Origin of the sequence: Massilia sp. YIM B02443, from assembly GCF_030411955.1 — a bacterium.
Classification (GTDB): domain Bacteria; phylum Pseudomonadota; class Gammaproteobacteria; order Burkholderiales; family Burkholderiaceae_D; genus Telluria.
In genome coordinates, this window is sequence record NZ_JASNRA010000012.1 from 82,839 (window position 1) to 95,538 (window position 12,700).

Annotated in this window: 7 protein-coding genes; 2 read left to right on the plus strand and 5 right to left on the minus strand. The window is 69.2% G+C overall.

Going from position 1 to position 12,700, the window contains the following annotated elements; translation table 11 throughout:
- Positions 1 to 3 precede the first annotated feature (3 nt).
- From QPK27_RS13925 to QPK27_RS13945, 5 genes are read right to left on the minus strand one after another with little or no spacing between them, the layout of a single operon-like run.
- Entirely contained in the window at positions 4 to 801 is a 798-nt protein-coding gene (locus tag QPK27_RS13925; protein WP_290418847.1) for a YfaP family protein, read from the minus strand.
- A 1-nt stretch (position 802) separates the two neighbouring features.
- Complete coding sequence (locus tag QPK27_RS13930) at positions 803 to 2,473, minus strand: DUF2300 domain-containing protein (protein WP_290418848.1); 1,671 nt, start codon at positions 2,471 to 2,473, stop codon at positions 803 to 805.
- A 14-nt stretch (positions 2,474 to 2,487) separates the two neighbouring features.
- A complete protein-coding gene (locus QPK27_RS13935) occupies positions 2,488 to 7,014 on the minus strand; it encodes an alpha-2-macroglobulin (protein WP_290418849.1) in 4,527 nt (1,508 codons plus the stop codon).
- Between the two features lie 29 nt (positions 7,015 to 7,043).
- Positions 7,044 to 7,709: a DUF1175 family protein gene (locus QPK27_RS13940; RefSeq protein WP_290418850.1), complete on the minus strand. Its 666-nt coding sequence runs from the start codon at positions 7,707 to 7,709 to the stop codon at positions 7,044 to 7,046.
- The gene (locus tag QPK27_RS13945) at positions 7,706 to 9,301 is read right to left on the minus strand and encodes a DUF2138 family protein (protein ID WP_290418851.1); all 1,596 of its coding nucleotides are present in this window, start codon (positions 9,299 to 9,301) and stop codon (positions 7,706 to 7,708) included. The genes QPK27_RS13940 and QPK27_RS13945 overlap by 4 nt, the downstream gene beginning before the upstream one ends.
- 126 nt (positions 9,302 to 9,427) lie before the next feature.
- On the opposite strand from QPK27_RS13945, the gene QPK27_RS13950 reads away from it, so the two are divergent.
- Entirely contained in the window at positions 9,428 to 10,342 is a 915-nt protein-coding gene (locus QPK27_RS13950; RefSeq protein ID WP_290418852.1) for a hypothetical protein, read from the plus strand.
- 137 nt (positions 10,343 to 10,479) lie between these two features.
- A complete protein-coding gene (locus tag QPK27_RS13955; RefSeq protein ID WP_290418853.1) occupies positions 10,480 to 12,678 on the plus strand; it encodes an OsmC domain/YcaO domain-containing protein in 2,199 nt (732 codons plus the stop codon).
- Positions 12,679 to 12,700: the final 22 nt, after the last annotated feature.

Sequence of the window (12,700 nt, forward strand, 5' to 3'; positions counted from 1 at the left end):
GCCTTAATAGACGAACGACTTGACCAGCGTGAGCTGGCCGATGCTGCGCAGCGGCACCACCACATCCTCGCGCCGTTCGCGCGGGGTGTTCTCGTTGAAGACCAGGGTGATGCGGGTGGTGATGACCGGCCGCTGGCGGGTCGATTCGTCGAAGTGGTAACCGCTGTCGCCAAAATTCCCCCAATAGTTGATCCATACCTGATAGCTGCCCCGCAACTGCGAGGTCATCGTGAAGGTCTCGGGCCCCGGACCGTCGACGGTGTCGGCGTCGAGCCCGCCGCCATTGGCCAGGAACGGCTTGTTCCAGAAGGCGTGGCCGCCGTCCGGCGTCAGGACGTGCAGGTCGATCTCGGCCTGGTTGTCGTCCCAGGCCGCGATCACGCGCAAGGTCGGCTGCGGGCGCTGGCGGTCGGCCTCAAAGAACTGCACGCGGCGCAGCGGCTTGCCGTCAGGCGCGCGTACTTCGACGCTGTTCGAGCCGCTGCCGAAGCTGTAGGCGCGCGCGAAGCGGCCGTCGTCGTCGGTGTACAGGGGCGTCGGGTTGCCGTTGACGACCAGCCCGTGGAACGGGCGCTGCGTGCTGGCGGCGCCGAGCCGGCCGCGAATCATGGTGCGCGACTTCTGGGCGCCGCGGTCGATCAGCGAATACGGATAGTTCACCGCCAGCTCATCGGACTTGTCGACCAGGCCGGCGCGCTTCCAGCCGCCGACCGGCGCCTCCAGGCCGACGCTCTGGCTTGAGGCCGAGGCGGCGGGCAGCAGCAGCGCCAGCATCGCGCGATTGAACCAGTGACGGATCATGTCAGTCGCTCCCCACGTTCTGGTCGGCCAGCCGGCGCGCCAGGCCTTCGACGTAGCGTTCGTCCTGCCCGCGCGGATGATGGCGCAGCGCGATATGAAGGTATTCGTGGGCCAGCGTGATGCGGTCCTCGCGCGTGGCGAGCGCACGCATGAAGACCCGGCCGCGCGACTGTTCGGAATAGGGCGCGCCGACGTCGAGCGCACACACGGTCGGCAGCTGCGCCGGCCGTTCGTAGCCCGGCTCGCGCAGCAGCACCCGCTCCCAGCGCGGCAGCATGCGCGCCAGCCACGCCTCGTTCGGATGCAGGCGCCGGCAGCGCTGGCCGCCGACGCCGGCGATCGTCAGGCTGGCGCGCGGGTAGGCGTGCGCCAGGATGGCGTCGAAGGCTGCGCCCTTGCGCGCCTGTTCCAGCGCCTCGTTCCAGGCCAGCACGTCGGTCCCGGCCAGGTCGCGGTGGTAGCGCACCTGCGCGCCTTCCAGCACCAGCGCGTCGGTCCAGCGGGCGACGGCCAGTGCGGGCGAGGACGGGGGATTCGGGCTGACCCGCTGCGTGGCGCTGCTGTCGGCGATGTGCTGGCAGGCGGCCAGCGGCCGCGCGTTCTGCTGCAGATAGGTGCGCGCCGCGATCGCCAGCGCCTTCGCCGCCTCGGTCCGGGTGGCGTCGGCTTCGCGATCGAGCACGCGCGCCACGTAGTCGTTGACGCCGAAGCGGCCCTGGATGCGGATCTTTCCGTTGGCGCCACGCGCCATGGTCATGTCGCCGGCGCCGGTAAAGGCGAGCCGCTGGCCGTTTTCGAAGCGCACCACGTGGCGGCCGCTGAGCGTTCCGGCCCGCGCCGGTCCCGCCGGCCCGTCCAGCCGCGCCACCGGATAGCGCGCGAAGAAATCGACCAGCACGCAGCCGCTGTCGCCACCGGCGCGCTGCTGCAAGGCAGGGCTGGCGGCGAGCTGCGGCGCCCAGCGCTTGAAAATGCCGCTGCTGCTGTCGTCGCCGCTGAACCAGATCGGCGTGCCGTCGGCCAGCCAGCCGGCCGCGCCGCCCAGGCGCGTCTCTGGCTGGCCGGGGCGGTGCCAGGTGAAGGTTTTGACCCGCAGGCGGTTGCCGAACCAGCGCACGCTGCCGGCGCCGCGCCCATCGAGCACGACCCGTAGCAGCGCGGCTTCGGCGCGTTCGCGGCTGGCCGGCGGGATGGCGCCCAGCACCCGCAGCAGGGCGCCGAGCCGGACTTGTCTCCCCGGACCGAGCCGGGCGGGATCGGCGAGCCACGCCAGCTCGCCGCGCGGCGAGGTGCCGAGCAGACGCCCCCAGTAGGCCTGCCATGCGCCGCGCGCCAGCATCAGGCGCGCCGGCGCGAACAGCAGGCCGCAGGATTGCGCCAGTGCGGCGTCGGCGTCGATGCTCCGGCCCGGCTCGCAGCAATAGACTTCGTCCGGAATCCGTCCGCCGCAGTGGTAGTCCGGCATGTCGACACCGGTGTCGGTGGCATACACGTGGACGAACAGCTTCCACAGGCTGCCGAGCGGGACCAGGGTGTTGGCGGTGGGTGGGTGGCCGCCGCGTGACGGCTGCTGGTGCAGCTGGATGGCGCGCAGCCGTCCGCCATCGAACCAGGCGACATCGAGCGCCGCCGCGCCGCCTTGGCCGGAAGCCAGGAAGAGCGCGGCGGACAAGGCAATCCGGCGCATCATTCCACCCGCAGCGCGGCGACGGCCTTGTCCGGCCGCTCGGTCGCGAACTGGTTTGGCTGGTACATGCGGTAAAAGCGCGCCGGCGGCAGCCGGTAGCGTCCCTTCTGGGCGAAGCGCAGCAGGTGGCGCACCTTGATCTCGCCTTCCAGCAGGTCGATCGGCACCGCGTAGCCGTCGCGCCGCTCGACGTGGCGCGCGCGTTCCAGCGCTTCGCGCTTGGCGCCATTGAGGAGGTCGATGCCCCAGGTGGTGGCTTCGACCGAGGCGCCCGGCGGCAGCGCCACCTCGACCAGGCCGAAGCGCGTAGTAGCGCCGGCCGCCGGCGTCAGGGTGATCTCGTCCATATACAGTTCATCGGTGCGCAAGGTTTCGTCGGGCTTGAGCGGCTGCAGCGTGTAGCCGCTGCCGGAGGTCTGCATGCGCAGGATGCGGCGCCGCACCTGCAGCGGCAGGTTGGACGCGAGCGGCGCGCGGCTTTCGAACTGCAGCATGGCGACCGTGCCGGCCGGCGGCGCAGCGGCCAGCTGCAGGCGCGCCGGCAGCGCTTTCGGGTCGGCCCAATGCCAGACCGGCATGCCGGAACGGCGGTCGGCCATGCGCCAGGCGCCGCTCGGGGAAACGTCCGGCAACTGCGCCGGCGGCGCGCCGCCCAGCACTTTCTGGACCCAGATCAGGGCCAACGCGCGGTCGATGGTCGGCAGGTCGGCGCTGGCGGCCGCCAGCACCGAGTCGGCGCCGGCCGCCGGCAACTGGCCGCCCAGCATCAGCAGCGCGCGGGCGGCCGGAGCGCGCGTGGCCGCCAGCGCCTTCCGGGCCGCATCGACCTGGGCCTGCAGCCCGGCCGGCAGCGCGACTTCGTTGGCGGCGGCCACCACCGCCAGCAGGCCGAGCCCCATGGCGTCGGCGCCGCGCTCGGGCGTGGCGCCCAGCACCAGCGAATCGGACATGGCCGGGCGCCGCGCCGGCGCGCCCAGCTGGGTCGCGCCATGTTCTTCGACCAGGCCGGCGGCGAGCGTGCGCGTCGGCAGGCCCATCTCCTGCGCCAGCCACAGCACCAGGGCGCGCTCGAGCAGGGGCTTGCGCGGCCCGTGCTTTTGATACACGGTCACCACGTTGTTCCAGTGCTCGGGCGGCAGCGCGATGCCGAGCGCGCGCGCGGCCAGCCAGTCGGCGTAATAGGCATAGGCCGTGATCAGGGGATCCTCGCGGCTGGCGTTGCCCCACCACCCGAATACCGCCTGCGGACCCGCCATCGCGACCAGCCGCAGGCGCTGCGCCTGCAGCGTCGCGGTCAAGCGCTCGCGCACGTCCGGATTGGCGGCGCCGACGCCGTGCAGGGCCATCGTCAGCGGAATCAGGCGGCTAGCGGTCTGCTCCACGCAGCCGTAGGGATAGGCGATCAAATCGTCGGCGATGCGCGCGAAATGGCTGGCGGCGCCGGCGGCAAAGCTCAGGCGCACGTTGCGCGCATCAGGTGGCAAGTTCAGCGGCAGGTTCAGCGGCAGGTCGACGCCGTTCAGCGCCACCGTTTGCGTGCGCAGCGCACTCCATGCTTGCGGCAACGTGTGCATTGGGGCGTCGAGGGCGTCGACCAGCTTGCCCGCGTGGTGTATTTCGAGGCGCAACGGCCCGGCGCCGGGCGCCAGCGCGAATTCGGTGTAATTGACGCCGGGGCGCGCCTTCAAGATCTGCTTGCTGCGCTGGGCGCCGGCGCCCAGGATGACGTCGAGCGGCTGCTCGCTGCCGGTCTGGTTGAACACCGCGATCGCCGCGCGCGGCGCGTCGCCCTCGCGCATCCAGTCGGGCGCGGTCCACTTGGTATAGAAGGCCTTGTCCGAGCGCAGGTAGGCGCTGCGCTGGCCGACGCGCCCTTGCGCGTCCATGGCGCGCCCGGTGATGCGCCAACGGGTCAGCGCGTCGGGCATCACGAACGACACCCGCGCGCGGCCGTTGGCGCCGGTCCTGAGCGCCGGCGCCCAGAACGCGGTGTCGACTTCGGCGCGGCGCGGCCGCTCCAGCACTTTCACGCCGCGCTCGTTGTAGTTGTGGCGCGCCGGCGCCGCGCCGCCGCGGCCCTGCGCCATGTCGTAGCTGATGAAGGCCAGGCTGGCCGTCGTGCGCACGTTGTTGCGGCGCAGGTGGTGGAAGAAGTCGCCGATGTCGGGCGCGATCTCGGGCTGCAGCACGTAGATCATCTCGTCCACCACGCCCAGCGTCACCAGCGTTTCCAGCGGCTTGCCGTCCAGCTGCGCGAACACGTCGAGCGTGACCGTTTCGCCGGGCTGGTAGACCTCCTTGTCGCTGCTGAACTGCAGCGCGATGCGCGGCTCGATCACTTCCAGGCCGGCGTTCTCGAACACGAATTCGCCGTTGCGCACGTAGGCCACCGAGAACGTCATGTTCGGCCCGTGCTCGGCCCGCACCGGCATGCGCACCCGCCACTGGCGCGGAGCGACGCGGCGCGCCTGGTACCACGGCGCGTCGCCGGCCACCAGGCCGTGCTGCTCGACCTTGTCGCGTTCGAGGGTCAGCAGCGCCTGTTGCACCGGTTCCGGGAAGGTGATCAAGGCTTCGGCGATGTCGCCCGGCGCGTAGCGCGCTCGATCGAGCACGATCTCGATGCTGCCCGGCGCCGCCTTGACGCCGTCGCCCGCCACCCAGTGGCTGGCCGCGGCCAGCAGGTTGCCGCGCTCGTCGCGCAGGTTGAGCTGGTAAGAGCCGGCGCCGGGAAAGTCCAGGTCCCAGTGACGCGCGTTGGGGTCGAAGGCGCCGCCCGTCTTGGTCTGCGATTCGAGCCGGATCAGTTCCCAGCGCGTGGGCCGTTGCATGATCGGACCCTGGGCGGTGAGCGCGAAGCGTACCCGCTGGCCGGGTTCCGAAAAATTACGGGCGGCGCGCAGCTGGTAGCCGGTCGATGCGCGTTCGACCAGCAGCTCGCGCGTGGTCTTGACCCGGTAGGCGGCGCCGTCGGTGGCCAGCACGGTGAGGATGTAGCGCGACGGGTCGGCGGCCGCCGGCAGCGTGAAGCCGATATTGCCGTCGTCGTCGCTGCGCAGTTCCTCGGTCTTGAGTTCGATCGGGAACATGCCGCCGTAGCGCAGCTCGCCCTCGACCATGGTGTTTTTCTGGCTGCGCAGGCTGATGGAAACGTGGGCGCGCTTGACCGGCTTGCCGTCCGGGTAGCGCAGGGCGATGGTGCCGGTGACGGTGTCGCCGGTCTTGAAGTCGGTGCGCGACGGGCGCACGTCGATCTCGAAGTGCGGCTTGATGTATTCGGCCACACGGAACGCCGCGCCATAGGTGTCCTCGCCGTAGCGCATGCGCAGTTCGTAGCCGCCGGCGCCGGCCGACTCGGGCAGGCGCAGGCGCGTCTCGGCGCCGGTGTCGGGCGACAGCTGCAGCGTTTGCGTCAGCACCGGCGTGCCGTTCGGGTCAACCAGCGTGAGGCCGATCGGCCCGGCGGTCGCCGCTTGCGACACCCGCGCCGAAACGAAGTTGCGGGCCAGGATCTTGATGTTGACTTCGTCGCCCGGCCGGTACAGCGGGCGGTCGGTGACGGCGTAGATCTTGGTGTTGTAGATCTCGCTGTCATAGTAAAAATTCTCGGACACGAACACGCCGCCGGCCGGATCCTCGCCCAGCAGATACGTGTGTTCCGGGCTGGCGCGTTCGAGAATGGCGACGCCGTCCGCGCCGCTGCGGCTTGACTGCAGGATGCCGGCGCCGTCGCTCCATGCCACGCTGGCATTTGCCACCGCGGCGCCGTTGTCGCGGCGTGCGGTCCAGGCCAGCATCTGGCCGGACGAGATCTTGGTGACCGCCACCGTGTCCGACACGAACACCAGCGTCGTGGCGCGGTGCTCGCCGATCATGGCTTCGACCAGGTACAGGCCCGGGGCGCGCTTGCCGATCGGGATCATCACGTTGCCGCCGGCGTCGAAGTCGATGAATTCGCTGCTCGAGCCTTCCAGCTTGACGCCGGGCGGCGGTTCGATCGGTTTGGCGTGCCAGAGCGGGTAGCGGAAGCTGTCCACCATGTCGAAGCCCTTGATCGGCTTGTACTGCGGATGGTGGGCGTACACGGTCGGACGGTGGATCGCCGGGCTGGTGGCCAGGCCCGGCTGCGCTTCGGTGACGGCGCGCCGCGCCGGCGCCGAGAACAGCTTGCGCCACACCAGGCGCGACTCCTTCCACCAGGTATCCCACAGGTGGCGCAAGGTATTGGCCAGGCCTTCGCCGCGGTAGTTGCCGGTCACCTCGATGCGGTGCAGGTTGCGCTGTTTCTTCAGGAATTCGAGCGGCTGAGGCACGCGGTAGACCACGATGTCGACGCCGGAATATGCTTCAAGTCCGGCGCGGGCGGCGTCGCGCTCGGGCACTTCCAGCCGCACGCGCGCCACGTCGGCGCTGCCGTAGCTGGTGTCGGACAGCAGGAAGAACGGCGCGCCCTTGAACGGCTCGTAGTTGCTGGGCGGGCGCTCGCGCGTCTCGGCCCGCCCCGGCAGCGCAAGGGCGAACAGCAACGCCAATAGCAGCAGATGCAGCAGCTGGGCTAGGCGAGAAACGCAAGCCGGTACACCCCGGCGAAGTTCGGATTGTCGGCCGAGGGATGCCACCGTGTGTCCTTCCAGTTCATGAGTTGGCGGATGCCGACGCTGCGCAATCCGTTGTCGTCCGGGGTAACGGTCCCGGTGTGGTAAGCGATGTGCGCGCCCATCCAGACCATCAGGTGCTGGGCGTCGCCGTGGTCGTAGAACAGCAGGTCGCCCGGCTGCGCGATGTTGACGTCGCGCCCGAGCGGACGGCTGTTGTGCTGCACCAGCGCCAGCGCGGTGACGAAGTGGCCGACCGTGCCGCCGGTCTGCAGCCAGCGGTTGCGCAGCCTGGCCTGTTCCGGGCTCAAGCCCAGCTCCGGCGGCAGGAAGCGGTTGGTGGCGATGCCGTTGGCGCGCAGCCAGCGCGCGTCGTGCGCTGTCAATGCTTCGGTGACGGCAAAGCGCACCAGGCCGGCGCAGTCGCGGTGCTGCCAGCGCGGAGAAGGGCCGCGCTCGACCTGCACGCGCACGATGCGCACCATCCAGGCGCGGAAGGCGCGGCCCTGCGCCGACGACAGGCGGATCTGCTTGTCCGGCAGCCGGGTCAGGGCACCAGCCGGCGCAAATACGCAAGCGCCGGCCAGTGCGACCAGCAGCTGCAAGCCGTCGCGGCGCGTGCTCATTGGATCGCTTGCCACTCGAGCCGGGTCCAGGCCTTGCCCGACGCTGGCAAGGGCCCGAGCACCATGCGGTAAGCCGGATAGCGCGCCAGCGCATCCAGGCGCGGCGCCATGTGGGTGTCGAAGGCGCCGCGCAGCACCGGCTCGGTGGCGGCCGGCAGCACCTCGGATGCTTCCTTGCGCATCAGTTGCGCCAGCGCGGCCGGGTTGACGATGCCGATCGTGCGCGCCGGCGCCGGCAGGCGGTCCGACGCGGCGGCCGCCCGTTTCGCCTGCACCGCCAGCACCCCGTCGACCAGCGCCGGGTCGGCCGAGAACACGACGGTGTCGCCGCTGGCCGCCAGCGTCGGCGTGAACGCGCCGGCCGGCGTGGGCCGGGCGCGCTGCCAGCGTGCGCCGGCGCCAGCGCTGTCGACGGCATCGCTCGGCCCGACGGTGGCGCCGAACAGGGCGGCGAGCGCCGCGTCGCGATCAGCGCCGCCGCCGGCCTGGGCGCGGCGCGCCACGAACACCGGCGTGTACAGATTCGACGTGCCATACCAGCAGGCCGCGGCCGGACCGGAGAATTGCGCCGCCAGCGGTTCGAGCTGCGCATCGCGTGCCGCGCCCAGGCGTTTCAACACCGGCCGCATTGCCGCCCAGTCGGCCGGCACGCTGAAACAGGCGCTGGCGCCATAGGGCAGGGTGTCCCACAGCGGCCGGCTATCGTAGCCACTGTAGCCGCCTCCCTTGAGCGCGGCGCCGTCGAGCAGCACCTGCGATTGCCACTTGTTGCGGCTGAAATCGAAGCGCAGCGCCTGCAGCGCGCCGAAGAAGGGCTGGTAGCCGAACGACAGGAAGTCGGCCTTGACCGCCACGCTGTGACCCGATGGAATGCCGGCGCCGAGCTGGAACCCCTGGCGCAAGACGCCGTTGTTGCGTGCATCGGGGTCGAGCAGGCCGGCCACCACCTTCTTGGCACGCGCATCGAGCCGGTCTTCCTTGTCGCCGCCGTACAGCATGCCCGGATGCGACAGGATCACCATGCGCTCGCCATGCGCCACGAACAGCAGCGTGCGTCCATGGGCGTAGTCGAGCGCATACACCTGGGCGTTCGCGTCGCCCACGCGCAGTTCGCCGGCCAGGCGCATCTGGGTGTCCTTGAGCGCCACCTTGGCCGCTTCCTCGACCACGCGGCCCAGGCGGCTGCGCGTGACGGCGACGGCGAAGTGGCGCAGCGTGCCGTCGCCGTCGCGCCACAGCGCCATCTCGGCCGGCTGGTCGAGGATCACGCGGATCAATTGGTCGCCCCAGTCCAGCTCGTGCTCGTAGGCGATGCGGCGCAGCGTGCCTTTCAGGCCCAGGCGGTCTTCGCTCTGCTCGTAGTAGAACACCAGGTCTTCGCGCAGCACGTCGCGCGCCAGCGGAATGGTGAGCAGGTCGCGCGGCAGGGCGGCGATGCTGTGGCTGAGGATCAGCGCATCCGGCCTGGACAGGTCGAGGCCGAGACTGTTCACCGGGTCCATGGTGTTCCAGCCGAAGCTGCGCCAGGCGGCCAGGGCGCCGACGCTGATCAGCGCCGCCAACAGATAGGGTCTTGCCGCTTTCAGGTTCATGCCGTCGACGTCGTGAGGGAAGTGACCAGTTGTCGCGCGAAGCTAGTTGCTCAACAATGGAGGTGTCGACGATTCTATGGAAATTCGCGAATGAAACAAGGCGAGCACGGTTCAACGCACGATTTGATGCGCAGCGCATACTTTGCGCCGTCGCTTCGGGTGGCCCCGGCCGCCAAATACGTTTTCGCCGCCGCGCTGGTGCTGACGCTGCCGGTCGCGTGGCTGTATGCCTGGGCCACGGCGCCGGCGCCGGCGATGCCGAATCCGCTGTACACGCTGGGCCTGAGTTCGTGGCTGGCGCTGGCGGCGAACCGGGTGGCCGCATGGGGCAACGTGCGCCACCCGCGCTGGATGGGGCGCGCCGGCGCGGCGCTCGGGCTGGCGGCGTGGTACGTCCAATGGGCGGCCTGGGCCGCGTGGACCGTGCAGCTGGACGCGCGCTCGGCGGCCGAAACCGCGGTCTACTTCTTCCTGCGTCCGGACGTGCTGTTGGCTGCGCCCGCCGTCATCGTGGCCGACACGCCGTCGGTGCCGGGTGGGGCGGCGCGGATCGTGGTGTGGCTGGTCGAACTGGGCGCCTGCGTCATCCCGTCGGCACTGGCCGGCGCGGCGCGTGCGCGCAAACCGTTTTGCGAGCAGACCGGGTCGTGGGCCACGGAATTTAACGTGCCGCTGCAGTTCCACTTCATCCACGATCAGCAAGCCGTGCGCCGCAGGCTGGAGCGCGATCCGGGCGCGGTGACGTCGCTCCTGATCCCGCATGTGGACGAGGCGCCGCTGTTCGCGGAGGTGACGATGTACCGCTGCCGTGGAAACGCGTCGTTCATCACTATCTATAACTATGAAGAAATCCAGCCGCCCGAGGTGCCGCTCCCCGGACTGGCCAACGGTGGCGCGGACGGGGACGAAGGACGCTGCTATGGACAGATCGACGAGCCGGTGGTCGAGTTGCTGCGCTTCCCGGTCGACGACGTGGATGCGCTGGTGCGGCGCTGGGAGCGGGCCGCCGGCGCCGGGAGCACGAGCGCGGCGGCTGGCTGAAGCGGGTTTGCCGAACCATTTTTATTCCCTAAATCCCTGTTTTCACAACGGTTTTTCTCCGCTTTTTCTATGCCGATCGGCTGAAACAACGGATAATGGCGCCCATTTCGTTTTACGCGACATTTTGGAATTCTGATATGGAAATTAAGGTCAACTTCCTCGACAAGCTTCGCCTGGAAGCCAAGTTCGACGACTTCACGGTGATCGCCGACCAGCCGATCCGCTACAAAGGCGACGGCTCGGCGCCCGGTCCCTTCGATTACTTCCTGGCCTCGTCGGCCCTGTGCGCGGCCTATTTCGTGAAGCTGTACTGCGACACCCGCAACATCCCGACCGAGAATATCCGCCTGTCGCAGAACAATATCGTCGACCCGGAGAACCGTTACCAGCAGACCTTCAAGATCCAGGTCGAGCTGCCGCCGGATATCTCCGACAAGGACCGCCAGGGTATCCTGCGCTCGATCGAGCGCTGCACCGTCAAGAAGGTGGTGCAGACCGGCCCCGAGTTCGTGATCGAGGAAGTGGCCAACCTGGACGCCGACGCCCAGGCGCTCCTGACGCTGCAGCCGGATACCGCGACCGCCACCCGCATTCCCGGCAAGGACCTGCCGCTGGAGCAGACCATCGCCAACATGTCGTCGCTGCTGGCGGGCCTGGGCATCAAGATCGAGATCGCCTCGTGGCGCAACATCGTGCCCAACGTCTGGTCGCTGCACATCCGCGACGCCCATTCGCCGATGTGCTTCACCAACGGCAAGGGCGCGACCAAGGAAAGCGCGCTGGCTTCGGCGCTGGGCGAATACATCGAACGCCTGAGCAACAACCATTTCTACGCCGGCGCATACTGGGGCGAAGACATCGCGAACGCCGACTTCGTGCACTACCCGAACGAGCGCTGGTTCCAGCCGGGGAAGGACGACGCGCTGCCGGCCGGCCTGCTCGACGACTATTCGCTCGACATCTACAACCCGGACGACGAGCTGCGCGCCCCGCACCTGTTCGACACCAACTCCGGCAACGTCAAGCGCGGCATCGTGGCGCTGCCGTTCACCCGCCATGGCGACGGCGAGACCGTGTACTTCCCGGTCAGCCTGATCGAGAACCTGTACGCCAGCAACGGCATGAGCGCCGGCAACACGCTGGCCGAAGCCCAGGTGCAGTGCCTGTCCGAGATCTTCGAGCGCGCCGTCAAGCGCGAGATCCTGGAAGGCGAAATGGCGCTGCCCGACGTGCCGCAGGAGGTGCTGGCCAGGTATCCCGGCATCGTGGCCGGCATCAAGGGCCTGGAGGAGCAGGGCTTCCCGGTGCTGGTCAAGGACGCGTCGCTCGGCGGCATGTATCCGGTGATGTGCGTGACCTTGATGAACCCGCGCACCGGCGGCGTGTTCGCCTCGTTCGGCGCGCATCCGAGCTTCGAGGTGGCGCTCGAACGCAGCCTGACCGAATTGATGCAGGGCCGCAGCTTCGAGGGCCTGAACGACCTGCCGCAACCGACCTTCTCCAGCCACGCGGTCACCGAACCGAACAACTTCGTCGAGCACTTCATCGATTCCAGCGGCGTGGTGTCATGGCGCTTCTTCAGCGCCAGGTCCGACTACGACTTCGTCGAGTGGGATTTCTCGGGCAAGGGCAACGATTCCAACGCCGAGGAAGCGGCAACCCTGCTCGCCATCCTGGGAGAGATGGGCAAGGAAGTCTATATGGCGACCTACGATCAGCTGGGCGCCACCGCCTGCCGCATCCTGGTGCCGGGCTACTCGGAAGTCTATCCGGTCGAAGACCTGGTCTGGGACAACACCAACAAGGCGCTGCTGTTCCGCGAAGACATCCTGAACCTGCACCGCCTCGACGACGCAGCGCTGGGGGCACTCCTCGAACGGCTCGACAACAACGAGCTGGACGAATATTCGGACATCGCCACCCTGATCGGCATCGAGTTCGACGAGAACACCGAATGGGGCCAGCTGACCGTGCTCGAACTGCGCCTGCTGGTGCACCTGGCGCTGGGCCAGCACGAAGATGCGCACGACCTGGTCGGGGCCTTCCTGCAGTACAACGACAACACCGTCGAGCGCCGCCTGTTCTACCAGGCGCTGAACGTGGTGCTCGAGGTGACGCTGGACGACGAGCTGGACCTTAGCGACTACGTCGCCAACTTCCGCCGCATGTTCGGCGACGCGCGCATGGATGCGGCGCTCGGTTCGGTCGACGGCAGCGTGCGCTTCTACGGCCTGACCCCGACCGGGATGGACCTGCAAGGGCTGGACCGCCATCAGCGCCTGATGGACAGCTACCGCAAGCTGCACGCGGCGCGCGCGAAGGCGGCGCTGCGCTGAAACCAGGCATACAACGACGCCG

What these genes read in the sequence shown, in the direction of transcription:
- QPK27_RS13925 (WP_290418847.1), bottom strand. Translation starts at nt 801, where the DNA reads ATGATCCGTCACTGGTTCAATCGCGCGATGCTGGCGCTGCTGCTGCCC.
- QPK27_RS13950 (WP_290418852.1), top strand. Translation starts at nt 9,428, where the DNA reads ATGCGCAGCGCATACTTTGCGCCGTCGCTTCGGGTGGCCCCGGCCGCC.
- QPK27_RS13945 (WP_290418851.1), bottom strand. Translation starts at nt 9,301, where the DNA reads ATGAACCTGAAAGCGGCAAGACCCTATCTGTTGGCGGCGCTGATCAGC.
- QPK27_RS13940 (WP_290418850.1), bottom strand. Translation starts at nt 7,709, where the DNA reads ATGAGCACGCGCCGCGACGGCTTGCAGCTGCTGGTCGCACTGGCCGGC.
- QPK27_RS13955 (WP_290418853.1), top strand. Translation starts at nt 10,480, where the DNA reads ATGGAAATTAAGGTCAACTTCCTCGACAAGCTTCGCCTGGAAGCCAAG.